Annotated in this window: 20 protein-coding genes; 10 read left to right on the forward strand and 10 right to left on the reverse strand. The window is 62.7% G+C overall.

Annotation, left to right across the window (positions count from 1 at the left end; genetic code table 11):
• Positions 1-153: 153 nt before the first annotated feature.
• Both ACU5AY_RS00655 and ACU5AY_RS00660 read right to left on the reverse strand, forming a co-directional pair.
• The gene (locus ACU5AY_RS00655; RefSeq protein ID WP_446827587.1) at positions 154-1,338 is read right to left on the reverse strand and encodes an ROK family transcriptional regulator; all 1,185 of its coding nucleotides are present in this window, start codon (positions 1,336-1,338) and stop codon (positions 154-156) included.
• 417 nt (positions 1,339-1,755) lie between these two features.
• Complete coding sequence (locus tag ACU5AY_RS00660) at positions 1,756-2,370, reverse strand: GNAT family N-acetyltransferase (RefSeq protein ID WP_446827588.1); 615 nt, start codon at positions 2,368-2,370, stop codon at positions 1,756-1,758.
• A gap of 299 nt (positions 2,371-2,669) precedes the next feature.
• Here ACU5AY_RS00660 and ACU5AY_RS00665 point away from each other — a divergent pair, with 299 nt between their 5' ends.
• The 4 genes from ACU5AY_RS00665 to ACU5AY_RS00680 all read left to right on the forward strand — a co-directional run bounded on the left by ACU5AY_RS00665 (position 2,670) and on the right by ACU5AY_RS00680 (position 6,703).
• Complete coding sequence (locus tag ACU5AY_RS00665; protein WP_446828919.1) at positions 2,670-3,965, forward strand: extracellular solute-binding protein; 1,296 nt, start codon at positions 2,670-2,672, stop codon at positions 3,963-3,965.
• 62 nt (positions 3,966-4,027) lie between these two features.
• Positions 4,028-4,921: a carbohydrate ABC transporter permease gene (locus tag ACU5AY_RS00670; RefSeq protein ID WP_446822915.1), complete on the forward strand. Its 894-nt coding sequence runs from the start codon at positions 4,028-4,030 to the stop codon at positions 4,919-4,921.
• Entirely contained in the window at positions 4,921-5,757 is an 837-nt protein-coding gene (locus ACU5AY_RS00675; protein WP_446827589.1) for a carbohydrate ABC transporter permease, read from the forward strand. Before ACU5AY_RS00670 ends, ACU5AY_RS00675 begins: the two co-directional genes overlap by 1 nt.
• A 118-nt stretch (positions 5,758-5,875) precedes the next feature.
• The gene (locus tag ACU5AY_RS00680) at positions 5,876-6,703 is read left to right on the forward strand and encodes an inositol monophosphatase family protein (RefSeq protein WP_446827590.1); all 828 of its coding nucleotides are present in this window, start codon (positions 5,876-5,878) and stop codon (positions 6,701-6,703) included.
• Here ACU5AY_RS00680 and ACU5AY_RS00685 read toward each other — a convergent pair whose 3' ends face one another.
• The 8 genes from ACU5AY_RS00685 to ACU5AY_RS00720 all read right to left on the reverse strand — a co-directional run bounded on the left by ACU5AY_RS00685 (position 6,704) and on the right by ACU5AY_RS00720 (position 14,655).
• Positions 6,704-7,540 (reverse strand): glycerophosphodiester phosphodiesterase, encoded by an 837-nt coding sequence (locus ACU5AY_RS00685; protein WP_446827591.1) that lies wholly within the window; start codon positions 7,538-7,540, stop codon positions 6,704-6,706.
• Entirely contained in the window at positions 7,533-8,612 is a 1,080-nt protein-coding gene (locus ACU5AY_RS00690; RefSeq protein WP_446827592.1) for an ABC transporter ATP-binding protein, read from the reverse strand. The genes ACU5AY_RS00685 and ACU5AY_RS00690 overlap by 8 nt, the downstream gene beginning before the upstream one ends.
• Positions 8,613-8,646: 34 nt before the next feature.
• On the reverse strand, positions 8,647-9,471 hold the full coding sequence (locus ACU5AY_RS00695) for an ABC transporter permease (protein WP_446827593.1): 825 nt from the start codon (positions 9,469-9,471) through the stop codon (positions 8,647-8,649).
• Positions 9,471-10,358, reverse strand: a complete 888-nt coding sequence (locus ACU5AY_RS00700) for an ABC transporter permease (protein WP_446827594.1) — start codon at positions 10,356-10,358, stop codon at positions 9,471-9,473. The genes ACU5AY_RS00695 and ACU5AY_RS00700 overlap by 1 nt, the downstream gene beginning before the upstream one ends.
• Positions 10,358-11,506 (reverse strand): extracellular solute-binding protein, encoded by a 1,149-nt coding sequence (locus ACU5AY_RS00705; RefSeq protein WP_446827595.1) that lies wholly within the window; start codon positions 11,504-11,506, stop codon positions 10,358-10,360. The genes ACU5AY_RS00700 and ACU5AY_RS00705 overlap by 1 nt, the downstream gene beginning before the upstream one ends.
• Before the next feature lie 137 nt (positions 11,507-11,643).
• A complete protein-coding gene (locus ACU5AY_RS00710) occupies positions 11,644-12,675 on the reverse strand; it encodes an L-idonate 5-dehydrogenase (RefSeq protein WP_446827596.1) in 1,032 nt (343 codons plus the stop codon).
• An 11-nt stretch (positions 12,676-12,686) separates the two neighbouring features.
• On the reverse strand, positions 12,687-13,634 hold the full coding sequence (locus ACU5AY_RS00715; protein ID WP_446827597.1) for a 2-hydroxyacid dehydrogenase: 948 nt from the start codon (positions 13,632-13,634) through the stop codon (positions 12,687-12,689).
• Positions 13,635-13,728: 94 nt separating this feature from the next.
• Complete coding sequence (locus ACU5AY_RS00720; protein ID WP_446827598.1) at positions 13,729-14,655, reverse strand: SMP-30/gluconolactonase/LRE family protein; 927 nt, start codon at positions 14,653-14,655, stop codon at positions 13,729-13,731.
• A gap of 324 nt (positions 14,656-14,979) precedes the next feature.
• Here ACU5AY_RS00720 and ACU5AY_RS00725 point away from each other — a divergent pair, with 324 nt between their 5' ends.
• The 6 genes from ACU5AY_RS00725 (at position 14,980) to ACU5AY_RS00750 (ending at position 20,384) form a co-directional block, all read left to right on the forward strand.
• Entirely contained in the window at positions 14,980-15,969 is a 990-nt protein-coding gene (locus tag ACU5AY_RS00725; RefSeq protein WP_446828920.1) for a LacI family DNA-binding transcriptional regulator, read from the forward strand.
• A 47-nt stretch (positions 15,970-16,016) separates the two neighbouring features.
• Positions 16,017-16,442: a GlcG/HbpS family heme-binding protein gene (locus ACU5AY_RS00730; protein ID WP_261928894.1), complete on the forward strand. Its 426-nt coding sequence runs from the start codon at positions 16,017-16,019 to the stop codon at positions 16,440-16,442.
• A 149-nt stretch (positions 16,443-16,591) separates the two neighbouring features.
• The gene (locus ACU5AY_RS00735) at positions 16,592-17,356 is read left to right on the forward strand and encodes an SDR family oxidoreductase (RefSeq protein ID WP_446827599.1); all 765 of its coding nucleotides are present in this window, start codon (positions 16,592-16,594) and stop codon (positions 17,354-17,356) included.
• A gap of 9 nt (positions 17,357-17,365) precedes the next feature.
• Positions 17,366-17,863 carry a gluconokinase gene (locus tag ACU5AY_RS00740; RefSeq protein WP_446827600.1) on the forward strand — a complete coding sequence of 166 codons (498 nt, stop codon included), beginning with the start codon at positions 17,366-17,368 and terminating at the stop codon, positions 17,861-17,863.
• A gap of 21 nt (positions 17,864-17,884) precedes the next feature.
• Positions 17,885-18,775 (forward strand): NAD(P)-dependent oxidoreductase, encoded by an 891-nt coding sequence (locus ACU5AY_RS00745; protein ID WP_446827601.1) that lies wholly within the window; start codon positions 17,885-17,887, stop codon positions 18,773-18,775.
• Positions 18,776-18,887: 112 nt separating this feature from the next.
• Entirely contained in the window at positions 18,888-20,384 is a 1,497-nt protein-coding gene (locus ACU5AY_RS00750; RefSeq protein WP_446827602.1) for a sugar ABC transporter ATP-binding protein, read from the forward strand.
• The last annotated feature ends 2 nt before the right edge of the window (positions 20,385-20,386 follow it).

The following is a 20,386-nucleotide window of genomic DNA, read 5'->3' on the forward strand; positions in this document are numbered from 1 at the left end:
AGTATATGGCAAATAGCAAAATATACGAGGAAATCAAAATTATGGTACGAATGTTGATAGTTTTCCGCGCCAAGCCGGGGATACGCAGTCTCAGGGCCGGGTGCACCGCTTGGGCGTGTATCCGTCCTGCTGATTTGCGATGATAGCAGAATGTCAGCCCGGAAGCTGGATTTCCACTCCGAAGAGTGTTTCGTGCATGCGATTGGTGGCGACGCCGACGGCCCCCATCAACGCCGCGCGGCTGCCGAACTGGCTGAGCTCCAGGCGCAGCGGCAATGGCGTGCAGCGCGGAAGATGGCGACGTATTGCGTCCAACAGCTCCTGGCGTGACCCGATGCTGCCGCCAAGCACGATCAGTTGCGGATCCAGGATAGCGCCGATGGCGGCAAGTGCCGACGCGGCGATGCGCGCGGTTTCTTCCAATGTGGCGATAGCGGCCTGTTCGCCGTCTTGCTGCGCCGAGAAGATGTCACGGACGGTGTGTCCTTCCTTGCCGCCAAAACCCTGGTAACGCTCGGTTATGGCGACGCTGCCGATCGAGGTTTCCAGTGTTCCAAGAAGGAAGCCGCGTGAATCATAGGGGTCCGCCCCGATGGGCAGATAGGCGATTTCTCCGGCTCCTCCGCGCGCCCCGCGCACCAGCTTGCCATTGGCGATCAGGCCCATGCCTATGCCGGTGCCGAAGGCGACGAAGGCGAAGTTGTCGACCTGCATGCCGTGGCCGCGCCACTGCTCGCCACACGCCGCAAGATTGACGTCGTTTTCGATCTCGACCGGAATGCCCAGGCGCGCGGACAGGAGGCCGCGCAGGTCGATGGCGTCGAGGCCTGGGATATTGGGGGCTATCTCGATGTGGCCGGTTCCCGGCTGCTGGAAACCGGGCGTGCCGAGAACCGCGATGCTGAGCTTCGAGCGCGGAGCGTTCGCCTCTGCCATGAGGTCGGTGACCACGTTTCCCAGCTGGGCGACGAGGTGTTCGCCCCCACGCTTGTCGGTGGGAACAACGGTTTCGGCTAGAATGTTGCCGGAGAGATCCGTGATGGCGGCTGCGATCTTCGTGCCGCCGATGTCCATGCCGACGGCGAATGCGGCGCGGTGGTTGATCTCGTAGCTCAGTGCATTGCGGCCGGCCTTTGCCTCGATATGGCCGACGGGGGTCAGCCACCCATCGTCTTCGAGATCGCGCACCACATCGGATATGGTCTGCTTCGAAAGGCCGGTGAGTTTGGCAATGCTTGTCCTGGATTGCGGGCCGTGCTCAAGGATGGTGCGCATCACCGCATTGATGGAAATCTTGCGGGCGACGGGCCGTTCAGCGGCATTTGGCACCATAGGCACTCCAGTTAGTCAGGGACGCAGTCCAACTTGCCGCCGCAGTGCGCCAGAGTTGCAATATTCTCTGCGCCAATCGGCGGTTTTCGGCAATGCCGTGGTCCATCAATTGGCAAATTTCGATTCATTTGTCTACCTCCTTGACAAATAATGATCCGAGTTTGTACGCTCACTCATCCTTGGAGAGAAAGGGCAGCATATGCTGATGGTGATTGTGGATACGGCATCGCATTGGAGCAGGCTCATCGCCCGCCCGGCGATCGTGGCATCCCGCCTCAAGAGGCGGGTTTGCCGCCAGGAAGCCGTCTCTTCATGAGCCAAGCGCGCGCCGAACGAGGATTGATCTGCCTGAGGCATGATGCGTTCTCCGCGACGGCGCCGCGACTGCTTGACCGACCCGGTTTCGTTTCCCGGTTCGCCTCCTCAACTGCGGAACTTCATGCCGAAGATGACGTGTCCATCGCGGCTGATGTCCTCGAAGCCGAGATGGCGGTAAAAGCCCTTTGCCTTTTCGTTGGTCGGGCTGACGCCGAGGTGAACGCCGGCGGCGCCATGTGCCTTCAGCGCTTCCAGCTGGGTTTCGATCAGCCGCCGGCCCCAGCCGGACGATTGGGCGCCAGGCAGGATGTTGATGTGCAGATGGGCGGGGTAGGCCGCCCGCAGATCGGCAAACGGCCGCTCGGGATTGGCGATGCGCTCCAGCGCGCCGGCGTCCATCGGCGCGGACGGGACCATGCCGGCGATTTTCTTTCTGACCTCCGGCCACCACTCAGCCTCCAGACGCGCACCGAACGCGGTCGTGTCGGGCGTGCCGATGACATAGCCGATCGCCTTTTCGCCGTCCTCCAGCAGGAAGGTGAAGTCCGGTTCGAACTTGCCGTAGGGCGCTGCCCATATGTAACCCGGCAGTTTCGGATTGCTGTAGAGCGTGCTCGCGTCCGATCCGCTGTCGGCGGTTTTCAGGCAGATCTCGTAAAGCGCGTCCATGTCTGCTTCCGTCGCGCGGCGGATGGAAAGCGCTTCGGTCTTGTCGGTCATGTCTGTCATCCTCTTGTGACTGGCGGACGGCACTCTCGCCCTTCAGGCGAAGCGGAGCGGCGGGCTGATTGGCGGGAAGCTAGATCAAAGCAGGTCGCAATAACAGGGGCTGAAATCGCAAAATTTATCCCGCTGCAAAAGGTGGGCAAAGTTCGCCGGACACGTATCCGGGCGGAAAACGCCATGCGTAAACAGGAGGTTTGCGCAGGGTGAAACGGCAATGACAAACAAGGGTTCAAATCCAGAAGGGCTAGGAAATGTTTGACAAACTCCTCATGCGCATGAAGCTTCATTCACGCATGTCCACGGTGTCCACGACGGCTGCCGCGGTCATGATCCTCTCGGTTTCGCACGCTGCCGTTGCAGCCGACCTGCCGGTGTGGGACGACTACACCTATGAGGGCCAGAGCGTCGTCATGGAAACGCTCAACAAGAATTTCGAGGCGGCTCATCCGGACGTCAAGGTCATCCGCACGCAGCGCACCTTCGACGATCTGGCGCTGACGCTGAAGCTCGCCGTTTCGGCCGGCGACGGCCCGATGGTGACCAAGGTCAACCAGGGTGCCGGCGACATGGGCGCGATGGTCAAGGAAGGCCTTCTGCAGCCGGTCGACGACTACATTTCCAAATACGGCTGGGACAAGCGCCAGTCGGACAGCCTTCTGGCCCGTGACCGCTGGTCCGACACCGGACAGTTCGGCGAAGGCAAGACCTACGGCATTTCCGGCCTCGGCGAAATGGTCGGCCTGTTCTACAACGAGAAGCTTCTGAAGGACGCCGGCGTCGAGCTGCCGCTGAAGAACTTTGCGGATTTCGAAGCCGCTCTCGACAAGCTGAAGGCCAAGGGCACGACGCCGATCACCATGGGCACTGCCAAGCAGCACCTCGCCCTGCACCTGATCGCCGCCATCAGTCAGGCACAGATCGACTCGAAGAACCGCAAGGAACTCGATGACCTGATCTACGGCCGAGGCGGTAGCTTCAACACACCCGGCAACGTCGAAGCCGCCAAGCTCGTCCAGCATTGGGCCAAGGACGGCTACTTCACAGATGGCTACCAGGGCATTTCCGGTGACGACGCCGTACAGCTCTTCATTGCCGGCCAGTCGGCCTTCCTCGTATCGGGTACGTGGTACTTCGGTGACATGAAGGCCAATCCGGACATCCACTTCATGCCGATCCCGGCTCCGGAAGGCGTCGAGCATCCGCTGACCGTCGGCGGCGTCGATCTTGCCTGGGCAATTACCAGCATTGCCAAGACCAAGGAAGAGCAGGACTTGGCCGGTGCCTATATCGACTACATGGTTTCGCCTGAAGCCGCCGTTGAATGGGCGAAGGGTGGCTACTTCCCGTCGACCGCGCTGCCGGAAGGCACGAGCATCGACATGTCGCCGCTGCTCAGCGAAGGCATCTCCATGTGGAAGACGCTGAACGCTGCGGACGCGATCGGTCATTATCCGGACTGGGCAAGCCCGACCATGCTGAAGACCTATGACGACAACACCCCGCTGCTGCTCGCCGACACCGAGACGCCGGAGCAGTTCGTCGAGGCTCTCGACAAGGATTATCAGGCCTACCTGGCGAGCAAGAAGTAAGCTTCGACAGGTCGAAAATTCTCGCGGCCGCATTCGTGCGGCCGCCCTTACGAGGAATTAGAATGAAAGCCTCCGTCCTTGACGCTCCCGTGCGCAAGAACCTTATCTTCGTCCTGCCGGGACTGATCGTCTATGCCGCCTTCGTGCTCTTGCCGATCCTGGCGGCGATCTATCTCAGCCTGACGAAATGGAACGGCATCAGCGCGCCCGATTTCGTCGGCCTCGGCAACTATGTCGAGCTTTTCAGCGACAGCCGCTTCTTCGTCGCGCTGCGCAACAACGCCGTGCTGATGATCTTCTACTGCGTCGTGCCGCTCGCGATCGGCATCGTGCTTGCCGCGATCGTAAGCTCCATTCGCGCCAAGGAGCAGCTGGCGATCAGGACGCTGCTCTTCATGCCCTATATCATGCCGTCCGCCGTGCTCGGCATCATCTGGCACTGGCTCTACAATCCGGCTTTCGGACCGATCAACCAGGGCCTGAAACTGCTGGGGCTCGGCTCGATCGCGCTGCCCTGGCTCGGTGATTTCACCTTCGCGCTGCCGGCCGTCGGCATGGTGGCTGCCTGGTATTATTTCGGCTTCTGCATGGTGATCTTCCTGACCGGCCTGCAGCGCATCGACCCGTCGCTGTTCGAAGCGGCCCGCGTCGATGGCGCCAAGCCTTGGTACATCTTCTACCGCATCACCCTGCCGCTGCTCTTGCCGGAAATCCGCGTCGTCCTGCTTCTGACGATCATCGCGTCGATCAAGAGCTTCGACCTCATCTTCACCATGACCCGAGGGGGACCCGCCAATGCGACGCTGGTTCCGAACATCTATATGTATGAACTTGGTTTCCACCTGAACCGCTTCGGCTATGCGGCGTCGGTCGCCATCATCGGCGCGATCCTGATCTTCGTCGTCAACTACATCGTCCACCGCTTCGTGCGGCCTGCCGACGGGAGGGCACGCTGATGGCGGGTTACTCACCAAACAGCACCGCCAAGACGTTTTCGTTCCGCGTCATCATGTGGATGTTCTCGCTGATGACGGTGTTTCCGTTTGGACTGCTGCTGCTGACCTCGATCAAGAGCAAGGAGGACCTGTTCAAGGGGGCCTTCGTGCTGCCGGCCTATCCGCATTTCGAGAACTATGTCAGCGCCTGGGTCGACGGGCATTTCGGGATCTATTTCTGGAACTCGATCATCGTCGTCATTCCGGTGGTGGCCGTCAGCATCGTGCTCGGCGTTCTGACGGGTTTTGCCTTCGCCTTCCTGTCGTTTCCGTTCAAGAAATTCACCTTCGTCCTGCTGACGATCGGCATGATGGTGCCGACGGAAGCCTTCATCATCCCGCTCTATTACGAGATGCGCTATCTGGGGCTGATCAACTCCTACTGGGCAATGATCCTGCCGCAGATCGCGATGTCGGTGCCGTTCGCGACGATCTTCATGGCGAGCGCCATGGAGCAGTTGCCGAAGGACATTCTCGAGGCGGCGATGCTGGATGGGGCCTCACGGACGCTGATTCTGCGCCGCGTGGTCATCCCGCTCCTGAAGCCCGCCGTCTCGACGCTCGGCCTGTTCCTGTTCATCTGGACCTGGAACGAGTTCCTGATCCCGTTGATCCTCGTCAACGATGACGTCTACCGCACGATGCCGCTCGGCATGCTGTTCTTCCAGGGCCGCTACACGGTCAACACGCCGGTGCTGACGGCCGGAGCGGTGCTCGTCATCCTGCCGATCGTCGTCGTCTATCTGATCTTCCAGCGCAAGTTCATCGAAGGCCTCACGGCCGGCGCATCGAAGTAAGGCCCCCGAAGGGCGGCGCGGTGTCATTCGCGCCGCCCTTCTTCATAAAAGGATCACGCCGGACCGGCATAGAGGTCCTGCTTGTTCCATTTCTCCAGCCCTCTTGGCAGGTCTTCCCATGACAGACAGCTCCGTTCTCGCCCGCCTCTCGCCGGAGGCTTCCTCCCGTCTCGCGACCCTTGCCGAAACCGTGCTTCAGGCCGGCGTCCTGGCGCGGGGTTCGCTGAAGCGGCGGTATTCCAGCCAGATGGTTTCCAAGGGGCCGCGCGATTACCAGACCGAGATCGACCGCGCCGTCGAGGCGGAGATTGCCGGGCGGCTCGCCGAAGCCTTTCCGGACTACACCATTCACGGCGAAGAGCAGATGAGTGATCGGACGGGCTGTGACGGCGCACCGGTCATCCATATCGACCCGATCGACGGCACGACGAATTTCGCCTGGGGCCTTCCCCATTTCGGCATGACGGTGCTGATCGAGGAAGGCGGCGAGTTGATCGCCGGTGCCGTCTACGATCCGATGCTCGACGAGCTTTTCAGCGCGGAGAAGGGCGGAGGCGCCTATCTCAACGGCGAACGGCTGGTCTGCGGCGAGGAGAGCGCCGTCGAAAACGTGATCGTCGGGGCCGGGCTGCCGGTGCCGGGACAGGTGAAGTCCGTCGGTGTGGACCAGTATCATTCCGCTCTGAGGCGACTGATGGACAATACCGCCGGCGTGCGCCGCCTCGGATCTGCGGCATTGTCGACGGCCTACGTCGCCGCCGGACGCCTCGACGGATTTTTCGAGGATGGGCTGTCGCTGCATGATTACGGCGCGGCTGCCCTTCTCGTGCGCGAAGCTGGCGGTGTCGTCACCGGTTTCACCGGCGGTTCCGTCGGGGTGAACGGCGATGTGCTCGCCGCGACGCCGGCGCTGCACGGCTGGCTGGTTCAGGGCTTTGCCGGCTGATCAGCCGGTCATCAGCATTTCGAGGCCGACCGGATCGTCGGTGGTGATCTGGTCGACCCTGGCGGAGAGAAGCCGTGCTACCGCCGGATGGTTTTCCGCCGTGGCGCCGGTGATCGTGTAGGCGTCGATGCGGCGGCCGGCTGCATGGAACGCGGCGACCAGATCGAAGCCGGCGCGCTCGGCGGTCAGCACCAGTTCGTATTCCAGATAGATCATTTCCGCATTCGGGGAATCGGCGAGAGCCGTTTCGACGAAGCGTTCGAATTCCCCGGTTCGTGCGGTCTCTTCCGCGACGCCGAAGTGGCAGGGGTCATAGCCGATCCGCATGCCCGGAACGGCGGCCGAGAGGCGTGAGACAGCCTCGGCATCGCCGCCCGAGAGAATGACAAGGTGCTTCACCGGCTCGACCGCTGCGGCGAAGGCGGCAACCTGTCGATCGCCAAGCGCTGCAGCACCTTCCTTCATGTCGAGCTGCAGGAGTGCGCCGTCGCCGCATTGTTGGCCGGCGAGACGCTGGCAGAGCGTGTCGAACAGCATGACCGGGTGATCTGTCGGATTGCCCGCTGCGTCGCGCAACTTCAGCGTGGCCAGATGCTCGGGCGTGGCGGTCGCGACAGGCCCGGTTCCGGTCGTAGCGCGGTCGAGCGTCTTGTCGTGCAGGACGACAAAACCGCCGCCGGCTTGGCAGAGCAGGTCGATCTCGAGGCTGGCGCCAAGGCGCATGCCCTCGGCGATCCGCTCCCAGGTGAAGGAAATGTCGCCGGCCTGCTTGTGGCCGCGATGCCATTTCAGCCACGTCTTGTGGCCGTCTCTTTCAAGAAAGATACCGTCAGGCATGGGCGAGAAATTCCGGAGCTTGGGTTTCGGCGGGCGTGTCGGAGCGGAAGATTATCCGGTTGTCCCTAAACAGGCTATAGGCGCTGATCGTCGGCGTGACGAACATGCCCTGCGTCATCTGCCGGCCGGGCGCGGTCATCGCCTTCAGCCGCGTGCCGTCGGTCAGATCGACGTCGGCGATCAGGTGGGTGCCGAAATCGGTCGCGCGATGGATCGATGCCGCCGTACCATTGCGCGCGGGGTCGAGACGGATCGCCTCCGGGCGGACGGCGAGTGTCGCGGGACCGTCCGGTGCGTGCACGGCGACCGGGAAGAGCGGATGGTCGAAATAGCCCGAGCGGACCTGGCCCTTGATGAAGTTCATCGAGCCGATGAAGCCGGCGACGAATTCGGTTTCCGGTCGACGATAGATGGCGTCGGGGGCGGCGGCCTGTTCGCTGACACCGTCGCGCATGACGACGATGCGGTCGGCCAGCGCCAGCGCCTCGTCCTGTCCGTGAGTAACGAACAAGGTGGTGATGCCGAGCCGTTGCTGGATGTCGCGAACTTCCTCGCGCAGGCGTTCGCGCAGATGCTGGTCGAGACTGGCGAAGGGTTCGTCGAGCAGCAGGATCTTCGGTTCCAGAACCAGCGAGCGGGCGAGTGCCACACGCTGCTGCTGGCCGCCGGAGAGCTGCCAGGTCATGCGCTTGCCGTAGCCACCGAGGCCCACCAGCGTCAGGGCTTCCTCGACGCGGTCGCGAATATCGGTTTTCGGAAGACCCTTGAGCTTCAGGCCGAAGGCGATGTTGGAGAACACATTCATGTGGCTCCAGAGAGCGTGGCTCTGGAAGACCATGCCGGTCGGGCGGCGTTCCGGCGGCAGGCGCGTGACGTTCTCGCCATCGATCTCCACCGCGCCGCCGGTCGGCTGCTCGAAGCCGCCGATCATCCGAAGCAGCGTCGACTTGCCGGAGCCGGACGGCCCGAGCAGGCAGACGAGTTCGCCGTCTTCGACCTCGAGCGAGAAGTCGCGGACGGCATGGGCGGTGCCGAAGCTTTTCGATACCTGCTTCATGCTCAAGCGAGCCATGGGAATGCCTTTCTGTAGTGAAGTCCTGTCCGTCTCATGCGCCAAACCCCTTGGCGAAGGCGCCGGCGCCGACGACGCGGCGGGCGAACATGAGGGCGATGAAGGAGGGAACCCACAGCATCACCGAGAGGACGGCGCCGTACTGGACGACGATCTGGTTGTTGATGAAGGTGATCATCAGGACCGGCATGGTGCGGATGTCCGGTGTGCCGATCAGCCATGCGCCTTCGGTCTCATAGAAGGTGGCGACGAAGGTCAGGAGCAGGGCGGCGGCAATCGTCGGGAATGCCTGCGGCAGGGTGATCGACCAGAAGACACGCAGAGGGCCGGCGCCGGCGTCTCGGGCCGCCTCCTCCATCCGGCGGTCGACCGACTGGAAGGCGGCGACCGGGATCCAGATCATCAGCATCAGCGTGCCGACGAGCTGGATGAGGGCGACGCCCCAGAAGGTGCTGATCAGCCCGAGCTTCAGGAAGATCGCCGCGATCGCCACCAGAAGACCGAATTTCGGGAAGGCGTGAGAGGCGAGGAAGGACAGGAAGAAGACGTTGCGGCCGGGGAATTTCAGCCGGGCGAAGGCATAGGCCGCCGGCAGGCAGATGATTGCTGAGAGGATCGTCACGGTGAATGTCAGGCGCAGGCTCATGAAGAGCGCGTCCCAGACATCCTGGCGGGCCAGCATCTGGTGCCAGAAGCGCAGTCCGAACTGCTGCGGCAGCAGGGAGGGATAGCGCCACACCTCGGTGAAGGCCCAGGTGCCGACCACGAGAAGCGGCAGGGCGATGAAGAGCGTCAGCAGGATGGCGAGCGTCCAGCCCGTCCAGTCGATGCGTCGGGGGGAGGAGGTGAGGACAGCCATCAGCTCTTCTCCCGGTTTCTGGCGATCGAGTAGACGTAGAAGATGCCGAAGAACAGGCAGAAGCCGAAGGTGACGACGGCCTGCGTCGTGGCGTTCAGCGGGTCGTTCAGGTCGTTGAAGGTGCGCTGCATGAACGGTCCCATCATTTCCGGAGACGCCGGCCCGAGCAGATAAGGCAGGGTGAAGGCGGAAAAGATGCCGAGCACGGCGAAGGAGGCGGCGACCAGCAGTGAATTGCCCATGCGCGGCAGGATGATGTGGGCCAGTACCCGCCATGGCGAGGCGCCGACATCGCGGGCGGCCTCGATCGCGCTGTTGGAAATCGAACCCAGGCCGGCGACAAGCATCAGCACGGTCAGCGGCAGGTTGTCCCAGACGAGGCCGATCACCGGTCCCCAGGGCGAGAGATAGGGGGAGGGCAGCTTCGGCAGGCCGATGCCGTTGAGGATGATGTCGACGGCGCCGTTCGGGCCGATGGTGCGGATCAGCGCATAGGAGAGGATGATCGACGGCACGAACATCGGGAATATCGCCAGCCCCTGTACGTAGGCGGCAAGCCGGCTCGTCGAAAAGCGCAGGTAAAGCGCGATCGGTAACGCGGTGACGATCAGCAGCACGCCGCAGACGATCGTCGTCCAGAGCGTCAGATAGAGATTGTTGAGGCTGTAGCCGTCGGAGAAGAAGAAGCGATAGGTCTCGACGGAGAAATGACGTGTTCCGGTCCGGTCGGCGAGGAAGAGCGTGTCGTAGATCGCGGAAAAGATCGGAAAGATGATCAGCCAGAACAGCAGCAGCACGGGAACGGCGACGAGAAGGAGGCCGGTGAGCCCCCTTCTCGTCAGTCCCAGATTGCTGACCGGCGCGGTAGCGATGCCGGTGACGGCCATCAGCTGCGGCTCAGGTTCGGAGCCACGTTGCGGTACCAGCCGTCATTGACGGCGGTTTCCCAGTCGCCCGCCGGGAAGGTCGGGATCGTCTGCGGGATGACGTCGGCATACTTCTGGCGCAGGTCGTCGGAGATGTTGTCCCAGGAAACGCCCGGGAAACCACCGATCTTGGTGATGACGGCTTCCTGCATGTCAGGCGACAGCATGAAGTTGGCCAGCGTCATCGCGGCGTCCTTGTTGGCGCCGTTGGTGAAGACCGTCATGCGCGAGAAACCACCGCAGAGGGCGAGGTCTGTCAGCTGCACGAGACCGGTCGATTCTTCCGGCAGGACACCCTGGGCGATCGCCTGGAGAACCTGGTCGGACCACACCGGCGTCATGGTGACAACGCCCTGGGCGAGCAGCTGCAGCGACTGGCTGTTGCCGGCCGTATAGCCACCCTTGTCAAAGAGCGAAGGGGCGATGTCGTTGAGGATGTCCCAGGCCGGCGGCAGGGCCTTGCCGGCGAAGTCCTCGGTGTAGTTCGACACGGTGAACTTCGACGGATCGCGGCCATTGGCCTCGTGGATGGCGCGGCGGACGAAATTGCCGCCGGAGCCGCCCTTGTCGGGACGGTTGTAGATGAACTGGCCGGGATTGGCCTTGATCCAGGCAACGAGCGCATCCCAGGTCTTAGGCGCGTCCTTCGGATCGAGCTTGGTCTTGTCGTAGGCCAGCAGCACCTGCGAACCGCGATAGGGCAGCGAGTAGTCGCTGTCGATCGCCATCGGGTTGACCTTGGCGTAGTCCGGGGTGTTTTCGGTCGAGAACTTCACCCAGAGGCCTTCCTTGATGCCGTCGGTCGGCAGGCGGGGGTCGAAGTGCTCGAACATGTCGGCCTTCGGATCGGTGCTGGTCTTCAGCGCGGCAAGCGCGCGATCGGCGATGGCGCGCAGGCCGTTATTGTCCTGGGCGTCGACGACCTTGAGCTTCAGACCGGGGTTGGCCTGCTCGAAGGCCGGACGCACGACGTTGTTCCAGAGATCGATGATGTTGGAATCGGAACCGCTGTAGAGTTCGATCGTGTGCTCGTCGGCGAAGGCAAAGCGCGGCATCAGGCCGGCGCCGGCAACGGCTGCGGAAGCGGCCAGAAATTCACGTCTCTTCATGTCACTCTCCATGGATTGTCAGGGACCGGAATGGCCCCTGCTAATCCCGCCGGGTGACAGTGGGATGACAGTAAAGTTACAGCTTTGCGAATAAGTTCGGTGGGCGAACTAAGTCTTCGACCTTCTCGTTGGAGAGGTCAGCCGAAGGCGATCTGCGCTTTCATGGCCTTTGTCCGGTCCGAGGCGGCGATGAAGGCCTGTTCGGCTTCGGCAAGCGGCATGGTGTGGGTGATCAGCGGTTTGACGTCGATCAGTCCCGCCTGCATCAGCCGGACGGCGGTTGCAAATTCCTCGTGGAAGCGGAAGGAGCCGCGCAGGTCCAGTTCCTTTGAGGTGATGGCCATCATCGGCACGCTCATGTCGCCACCGAGGCCAAGCTGCAGGATGACGCCGCGCGGCCGCATCGCGGCAATACCGCCGGCAAGTGCCGGCGCCGCGCCGGAGCATTCGTATAGGACATCGAAATAGCCCTTGGCGGCGGTGTAGGGTTTCAGTCCGTCCGGATCTTCGGAGAGGTTTATGGTTCGATCCGCGCCGACCGTCTCGGCAAATCTCAGCGTCTGCGCGGTGAGGTCGGTCGCGACGATCTCGGCGGCGCCGGCGCGTCGGGCGGCGAGGATCGCCAGCGTGCCGATCGGGCCGCAGCCGGTGACGAGGACGCGCTTGCCGAGCATCTCACCGGCGCGGCGGGTGGCGTGCAGGGTGACGGAGAGCGGTTCCGCCATCGCCGCTTCGCCGGCAGACAGGCCCTCGGCCTTTACGCATTGGCTGGCATCGGCCACCAGCACTTCCCGGAAGGCGCCCTGGATGTGCGGGAAGGGCATGGCCGAGCCGTAGAAGCGCATGTTGAGGCAATGATTATGCAGGCCCTTCTGGCAGTATTCGCAGGTGCCGCATGGCCGCGACGGGGAGACCGCCACAAGATCGCCGACAGCGAGACCCGAGACACCTTCGCCGAGAGCGGCGATATGGCCGGAAACTTCGTGGCCGAGGATCATCGGCTCTTTCAGGCGCACCGCGCCGAAGCCGCCGTGGTTATAGTAATGCAGGTCGGAGCCGCAGACGCCGCCGGTGGCAAGGCGGATCTGCACTTCGCCTTGGCCCGGCAGGACCTCGGTGCGTTCTTCAATGCGGAGATCGCGGGCGGCGTGGATGACGATGGCTTTCATGGTGCTGTCTTTCAGAGAACGGGTGTCGGCAGGTCGCGACCGGCAAAATGGGCGTCGAGGTTGTCGAAGACGAGCTTGCCCATCGCCTTGCGGGTCTCGTAGGTTCCGGAGGCATGGTGCGGCTGCAGGAGCACGTTGTCGAGGGTCAGAAAGCGCGGATCGAGCTTCGGTTCGCCTTCGAAGACGTCGAGCGCCGCCGAGCCGAGCCTGCCGTCCTGCAGGGCCTCGATCAGCGCGTCCTCGTCAATGTTCGCCGCGCGGGAAATATTGATCAGCATGCCTTCGGGACCGAGCGCATCGATCACCTGCCGGTTGACAATGTGGCGCGTGTCCGGCGTGGCGGCGAGCGCCACGAAGAGAAAGTCGGACTGCTTGGCCAGTTCGACCGGGTCGGCAATGAATTTCCAGTCGCCGGCCACGGCCTTCGGGCTGCGGTTGCAATAGGCGATTTCCATGTCGAAGCCGGTGAGACGCCTGGCGACCTCGAAGCCGATGCGGCCGAGACCGAGGATGCCGGCCCGCTTTCCGTGAACGCGTCGTTGCAGCGGGTAGAGGCCTTTTGCCGCCCAGTCGCCGCTCCTGACCCAGCGCTCGGCGCCGATCATTCCGCGCGAGAGCGCCAACATCATTGCAATGCCGAGATCGGCGACATCCTTCGTCAGAACATCCGGCGTGTTGGTGACGCGGATGCCGCGCTCGCGGGCGGCCGTCAGATCGACCGCGTCATAGCCGACGCCGTAGACGCTGATGATCTCGAGATTGGGCAGGGCTTCGATCATCGCCCGGCTGGCGCCAAGCTCGCCGCGTGTGGCAATGCCGCGGATGCCGGCGGCGTTGCCAGCAAGGAAGGCTTGCTTGTCGTCCGCTTCGAAATAGCGATGCATGACAAAATTCTCGTTCAGCCGTTCCTCGTCCCATGACGGATAGGGACCGACCTGCAGTATCTCGATTTTCGACAAGGGTGCCTCCCGGCTCCAGTGTTATTGTTATCGATAACATATCGGATTGCAGCGGATTGTCGAGGGCATGCGCTTCGACAATCCGTGTTTGGGGTCAGCCGAGCTTGCAGCCGTTGGCCGTCAGATAGACCGCATAGAGCGAGGTGGTGGCTGTGATGAACAGCCGGTTGCGCTTAGGCCCGCCGAAGGTGACGTTGGAGACGATCTCGGGGATCAGGATCTTGCCGATCAGCGTGCCGTCGGGATCGTAGCAATGCACGCCGTCGCCGGCGCTGGTCCAGATGCGGCCGGTGCGGTCGAGGCGGAAGCCGTCGAAGAAGCCGGCGGTGCAATCGGCAAACAGGCCGAGATCCTGCAGGCTGTTGTCGGCGTTGACCGCGAACTTGCGGATGTGATGCGGGCCGCCCGGCTGGTGCGTGCCGCCGGTGTCGACGATATAGAGCAGGCTTTCGTCAGGCGAGAAGGCGAGGCCGTTCGGCTTGACGAAATCATCGGCGACGCGGACGGTCTTGCCCGTGGACGGATCATGGCGGTAGACGTGGCAGCCGCCGATCTCCTCCTTGCCGTAATCGCCCTCATAATCGTGCATGATGCCGTAGGAGGGGTCGGTAAACCAGATCGTGTCGTCGGACTTGACCACGACGTCGTTCGGGGAATTGAAGCGCTTTCCCTCGAAATTGTCGGCGATCATGGTAATGCTGCCATCGACTTCCGTGCGGGTGACGCGGCGGGCGAGATGCTCGCAGGTGACCAACCGGCCCTGATTGTCGACGGTGTTGCCGTTGCAATTGTTGGAGGGCTGACGGAAGACGGCGGTCGTGCCGCCAGCCTCGTCGTAGCGCATCATCCGGTTGTTGGGAATGTCGGAGAAAAGCAGATAGCGGCCCGGTGCAAACCAGGCGGGGCCTTCCAGCCAGCGGCCGCCCGTCCACAGCCGCTCGACCTTGGCATGGCCGACAAAGCAGGCCTCGAACCGCGGATCGATGACCTCGAAACCCGTTCCTTCCAACTCTCCAAACATCAGTCTTCCTCCCGAATTGGCGCGGATCATAGCATTCGCGATCGCCTGATCCAGTCCGTTTCTATTGCTGTTATCGATATCATTTTCAAGGCCGAATGTGAGCTATGGAGATTGATCCCGTCGCTACGTCGGTCGTTATTCCATTGATTCACATGTCCTATCTCTCATTTGACGGCAGCTATGGAAAAACGCCTCCGGGTTATTGCTGGGTGATAGCGATAACTTTATGATCCGCTGACAGAGAATGGCGGGAGGATAGGTTTGGCGAAGAAGGGGATGAGCAAGGGCGGACCGTTGCCTTCCAGCATCGGCGGCAAACCGACGATGGCCGATGTGGCGGATTATGCCGGTGTATCGACCATGACCGTGTCGCGGGCGCTCAAGAAGGACGGCCGGGTTTCCGAAGAGACCCGCAAGCGCATCCTCAAGGCCGTCGATCAGCTTGGCTACGTGCTCGACCAGGCGGCCGGGTCTCTCTCCTCGCGACGGACGGGCTTCGTCGCCGCGCTTGTGCCTTCTATCAACAATTCCAACTTCTCCGATACCGCGCGGGGCATTACCGACGCGCTTGAACAATCGGGGCTCCAGCTTCTGCTCGGCTACACGGATTATTCGACCGAGAAGGAGGAGAAGCTGATCCAGTCGATGCTGCAGCGGCGGCCGGAGGGCATCATCCTCACCGGCGGATCGCATACGCCTCAGGCCCGGCGGATGCTGCAGAATTCCGGGATACCGGTGGTCGAGACCTGGGAAATTCCCGAAGAGCCCATCGGCCACGTCGTCGGCTTCTCCAACAGCGAGGTGATGGCCGATCTCGTGAGGGCGCTGGCCGCTAAGGGGTACCGGAAATTCGGCTATATCGGCGGAACGTCGGCCCGCGATACGCGCGGCAGTCTGCGCCGCGCGGGCTTCCTGAAAGCGGTCGAGGAACTCGGGCTGGAGCCAGGACGACTGATTTCCTTTGGCGTACCGCCAATTTCCATCGAGCAGGGCGCGCAGGCCGTCGTCTCCATGCTGGAGCGCTGGCCGGACACGGAGGTGGTCCTTTGCGTTTCCGACCTTTCGGCCTTCGGCGCGCTGATGGAATGTCAGCGGCGCGGCATGAAGGTGCCGGGCGACATCGCCATCGCTGGTTTCGGCGATTACGAAATTTCGGCTTTCTGCCACCCCCGGATTTCGACGGTCAATGTCGGCTGCTACGATATCGGTCGGCTCGCCGCGCAGAGGCTGCTTCAGGCGATCGCCGGCGAAGCGGTCAGCGGCGACGAACTGATCCTCACCCCGTACAAGGTGATCCTGCGCGAAAGCGCCTGATCCGTTTCCACTCCATTTTCCAACGCGTTCCATCGAAAGGTTTTTTCATGTCCTATACTCGCCCCGCCACCGCGCTGACCCACAAGGGCGTCATGGCCGCCTTGACCGCAGCCATCGCCAAGGCCGAGGAGATGGGTGTCCCTCAGGACATCGTGATCGTCGACCAGAGCGGCGAGACGCTGGCAAAGTTCCGCATGGACGGCGCCAAGTTCACCTCGATGCACACGGCATCCGCAAAGGCCATCACGGCCGCCTCGATCAACGCCGCCACCGGCAACATGCCGCCGGAATTCGGCACGGCGGCGGGCATCGCCTCGCAGGGCCGTGTCACGCATCTGAAGGGCGGCTTGCCGATCCGTTTTTCGGGCCTTCTCGCCGGCGCCATCGGCGTCGGTTCGGGCAAGGGCGAAGAGGATGTCGCCGTGGCGCAGGCAGCACTTGCCGCCATCGGCGCGGATCCGATCGAAGTCTGAAAATGCGGTGATCCGTTCGACGGATCGAGTTTCAGATTGAAAATGTTATCGATAACATATATCGAGAACGCAATGCCGTGTTGAGCGGCCGGGTCGGGTCTGCCAACCTGGCCGCTTGATACGCAAACAAGAGTTTTGGGAGGAAAGTCATGTTTCCATTGTTCGATCTTTCTGGCTGCCGCGCGCTGATCACCGGCTCCAGCCAGGGCATCGGTCTTGCGCTTGCCCATGGTCTTGCGGCGCACGGGGCCGAGGTCATCATCAACGGCCGTAACGCCGACAAGGTGGAAGAGGCGCGCAAGGATCTTGCGGCCAAGGGCTATACGAGCCATGCCGCCATTTTCGATGTCACCGACAAGGCCGAGGTGGATGCGGGAATCGCCAAGATCGAAGCGGAGATCGGCGCGATCGATATTCTCATCAACAATGCCGGCATGCAGTTTCGAACCCAGCTCGAGGATTATCCGGCGGATAAATTCGAACTCCTGTTCAAGACGAATGTCACCAGCGTCTTCCTCGTCGGGCAGGCCGTGGCGCGCCACATGATCGCCCGCAGACGCGGCAAGATCATCAATATCGCCTCGGTGCAGAGCGAACTCGCCCGCCCGTCGATCGCGCCCTATACTGCGACCAAGGGCGCGGTCAAAAACCTGACCAAGGGCATGTGCACCGACTGGGCGAAATACGGGCTGCAGATCAACGCGATCGCGCCCGGCTATTTCAAGACGCCGCTCAACCAGGCCCTGATCGACAATCCGGAATTCACCTCCTGGCTGGAAAAGCGAACGCCGGCCGGGCGCTGGGGCGATGTCGAGGAACTGATCGGCGCCGCCGTGTTTCTCTCGTCGAAGGCTTCCTCCTTCATCAACGGCGAGACGCTGCATGTCGATGGCGGTATTACCGCCTGCCTTTGAGGAGAAGACATGACGGTGATCGTGGTGATGGGGGTGAGCGGCTGCGGCAAGTCCTCCATGGGCGCAGCACTGGCCGAGAGGCTCGGCTTACCGTTCGTCGAAGGCGACGCCCTGCATCCGGCGGCGAACGTCGAAAAGATGTCGAAGGGCATTCCGCTGACCGACGACGACCGCTGGCCCTGGCTGGAGAAGGTCGGAGAGACGCTGGCGGCGATGCGAGCGGATGGCGGCGGGATTGCGTCATGCTCCTCGCTCAAGCGGATTTACCGCGACGTCCTGCGGCGCAAGGCGGGCGACGATCTCATCTTCGTCCATCTGCACGGGTCGCGGGAACTGCTTCTCGAACGCATGACGCATCGTCCCGGCCATTTCATGCCCGCCTCGCTGCTCGACAGCCAGCTGGCGACGCTGGAGGTACCGGGCGCCGATGAACATGCGATTCCGGTCGATTGTGCCGAACCGCTGGAGACAGCCGTGGCCCGTGTCGCGGCGCTGATTGAAAACTGAATGATGGCGGGAGGCCGGACCATGGCAGGCAATGACGTGTTGAGGATCGCGGTGATCGGAGCCGGCATCATGGGATCGGCGATCGCCACCCGTCTTCTCGAGACCGGCCAAGCGGTCACGATCTTTGATCTCGATGCCGAGAAGGTCGCGGCCCTTGTAGGGAAGGGCGCGCATGCGGCCGAGTCCGTCGCTGACGCTGTCGGCGCTTGCGATTTCGTGATCCTCAGCCTCAACCATGCCGATATCGTGCGTGCCGTCGTGTTCGGTGAAACGGGTGTTGCCAAGGCTGCTGCGGCAGACAAGCTGCTGATCGACATGTCCTCGATCGATCCGAAGGACACGGCGGATATGGCCCGCAAGCTCGCGTCCGAGACCGGGATGAAGTGGGTCGATTGCCCGTTGTCTGGCGGTGCGCCGGGGGCACTTGGCGGGCGGCTTACGATCATGGCGGGCGGCGACGAAGCCGACTTCGAGCGTGCCCGCCAGGTGATGCAGCATCTTGCCGCCAACTATACGCTGATGGGGCCGAATGGGGCGGGGCAGACGGTCAAGCTCATCAACCAGCTGTTCTGCGCGGTGGCCTTCCAGGCGGTCGCCGAGGCGGTGAAGCTTGCCGAGGCGGGCGGTGTCGATGCTGCGAAAATTCCCGCTGCACTCAAGGGCGGGCGCGCCGACAGCGCCATCATGCAGGAATTCATGGGCAAGTTCGCCGCGCGAAACTTCACGCCGACGGGGCGGATCGACAACATGCTGAAGGATCTCGACAGCCTTCAGGCGTTTGCCCTGAAGACGAAGACACCGCTGCCGATGACCGGTCCGGTCGTCGAAATCCACCGCCTGCTCTGCGCTGCGGGACTGGGTCCGAAGGACTCGGCGGAGATGATGCGGCTGCTCGACGGCGACCTCGGCTGAGGCCTACGACCAGGCATTCCTAAATCGCGAAGCCTTTCCGCTTTTGCACTTGACGGCGCGCGATTGTTATCGATAACATAACTTCATCACGAGGCTTTGGGAGGAGCGTCTAGTGGGAGAGAGCCGGCTTCTGGAATTTCGGTCGATCACGAAGGAGTTCGGGGGAACCCGTGCGCTTTCGGATGTTTCGATCGATCTGAAGGCAGGCGAAATTCTTGCTCTCCTCGGCGAAAACGGGGCGGGAAAATCCACGCTCATCAAGACGCTGGCCGGCATCCACAAGCCTGATGGCGGTGAAATCCGTTTCCGCGGCGAAGCCTACGCCCATCGTCCCCCCAAACCCAATGAACGCCAGCCGGTCGCCTTCATCCACCAGGATCTCGGCCTCATCGAATGGATGACTGTCGGTGAGAACGTCGGACTGGCGCAGGGCTTTTCCATGCGTACCGGGCTGATCGACTGGTCGGGGACGGAGAAACGCGCGGCGGAGGCATTGAAGCTGGTCGGTTGCGATTTCGATCCCTCGACCCGGGTCTCCAGCCTGACGCGGACGGAGAAGTCGCTGGTCGCCATCGCCAGAGCCCTGGCGGTCGAAGCGGACGTCCTCGTTCTCGACGAGCCGACGGCAAGTCTTCCGGCCGACGAGGTCGAGCGGCTGTTTGCGGCGATCCGACCGCTGAAGGAGCGGGGCGTCGGGATGATCTATGTCTCGCACCGCCTGGATGAAATCTTCCGTATCGCCGATCGTGTGGCGGTGCTGCGCGACGGCAAGCTCGTCGGCCAGAAAGAGGTCGCCGATACGACGCCGGCCGAGCTGGTGCAGATGATCGTCGGCCGCTCGACGGACGAACTCTTCGTCAAGGCCGCGGCGAATCCCGGCAAGGCCATCGTCGAAGTCAGAAATCTGCAGTGCGCCGGAACGGCTCCGATCTCCTTCGATATTCGCAAGGGAGAGTTGCTCGGTCTCGTCGGCCTTCGCGGCGCCGGGCAGGAGCTCATTGGCCGCGCGCTGTTCGGGGCTGAGGACTTCGACGGCAGGATTCTTCTGAACGGCGAGACCCCCGATCTGTCGAGCCCGCTTGCGGCCATGCGCTGCGGCATCGGGCTGATCGCACGCGACCGGACGGAAGAATCCGTCGCGCTGTCGCTTTCGGTGCGCGAGAATACTTTTCTCAATCCGGCTGCCGGCAAGCGCAGCCTGTTTTCCTTCCTCACGCCGCGCAGCGAAGCGGCACATGCGGAGTTCATCGGCCAGTCCGTCGGTCTGAGGCCGAACGATCCGGACCTGCCGGTCGAGGCACTTTCGGGCGGCAACCAGCAGAAGGTGGTGGTCGGGCGCTGGCTGGCGACGGGCCGCAAGCTCCTGATCGCGGAAGACCCGACCGCCGGCGTCGATGTCGGCGCAAAGGCGGACATTTACCGGCTGATCGCCCGTGCGCTTGAAGCCGGGCTCGCGGTGGTCGTGGTGTCCACCGACTTCGAGGAAATCGCCCATATCTGCCACCGCGCGCTGGTGTTTTCGCGCGGTCATATCGTCAGTGAACTTGCCGGAGAGGCGTTGACGACGCCCGCGTTGATAACCGCGGCCTCCGCCTCCGAAGCGGCTTGAAC

The organism is Rhizobium sp. PAMB 3174, assembly GCF_052908375.1.

Bases quoted from the DNA above. Each gene is read 5' to 3' on its own strand.
- ACU5AY_RS00660 (WP_446827588.1), bottom strand. From the start codon at position 2,370: ATGACCGACAAGACCGAAGCGCTTTCCATCCGCCGCGCGACGGAAGCA.
- ACU5AY_RS00665 (WP_446828919.1), top strand. From the start codon at position 2,670: ATGTCCACGGTGTCCACGACGGCTGCCGCGGTCATGATCCTCTCGGTT.
- ACU5AY_RS00670 (WP_446822915.1), top strand. From the start codon at position 4,028: ATGAAAGCCTCCGTCCTTGACGCTCCCGTGCGCAAGAACCTTATCTTC.
- ACU5AY_RS00675 (WP_446827589.1), top strand. From the start codon at position 4,921: ATGGCGGGTTACTCACCAAACAGCACCGCCAAGACGTTTTCGTTCCGC.
- ACU5AY_RS00680 (WP_446827590.1), top strand. From the start codon at position 5,876: ATGACAGACAGCTCCGTTCTCGCCCGCCTCTCGCCGGAGGCTTCCTCC.
- ACU5AY_RS00685 (WP_446827591.1), bottom strand. From the start codon at position 7,540: ATGCCTGACGGTATCTTTCTTGAAAGAGACGGCCACAAGACGTGGCTG.
- ACU5AY_RS00690 (WP_446827592.1), bottom strand. From the start codon at position 8,612: ATGGCTCGCTTGAGCATGAAGCAGGTATCGAAAAGCTTCGGCACCGCC.
- ACU5AY_RS00695 (WP_446827593.1), bottom strand. From the start codon at position 9,471: ATGGCTGTCCTCACCTCCTCCCCCCGACGCATCGACTGGACGGGCTGG.
- ACU5AY_RS00700 (WP_446827594.1), bottom strand. From the start codon at position 10,358: ATGGCCGTCACCGGCATCGCTACCGCGCCGGTCAGCAATCTGGGACTG.
- ACU5AY_RS00705 (WP_446827595.1), bottom strand. From the start codon at position 11,506: ATGAAGAGACGTGAATTTCTGGCCGCTTCCGCAGCCGTTGCCGGCGCC.
- ACU5AY_RS00710 (WP_446827596.1), bottom strand. From the start codon at position 12,675: ATGAAAGCCATCGTCATCCACGCCGCCCGCGATCTCCGCATTGAAGAA.
- ACU5AY_RS00720 (WP_446827598.1), bottom strand. From the start codon at position 14,655: ATGTTTGGAGAGTTGGAAGGAACGGGTTTCGAGGTCATCGATCCGCGG.
- ACU5AY_RS00725 (WP_446828920.1), top strand. From the start codon at position 14,980: ATGGCCGATGTGGCGGATTATGCCGGTGTATCGACCATGACCGTGTCG.
- ACU5AY_RS00730 (WP_261928894.1), top strand. From the start codon at position 16,017: ATGTCCTATACTCGCCCCGCCACCGCGCTGACCCACAAGGGCGTCATG.
- ACU5AY_RS00735 (WP_446827599.1), top strand. From the start codon at position 16,592: ATGTTTCCATTGTTCGATCTTTCTGGCTGCCGCGCGCTGATCACCGGC.
- ACU5AY_RS00740 (WP_446827600.1), top strand. From the start codon at position 17,366: ATGACGGTGATCGTGGTGATGGGGGTGAGCGGCTGCGGCAAGTCCTCC.
- ACU5AY_RS00745 (WP_446827601.1), top strand. From the start codon at position 17,885: ATGGCAGGCAATGACGTGTTGAGGATCGCGGTGATCGGAGCCGGCATC.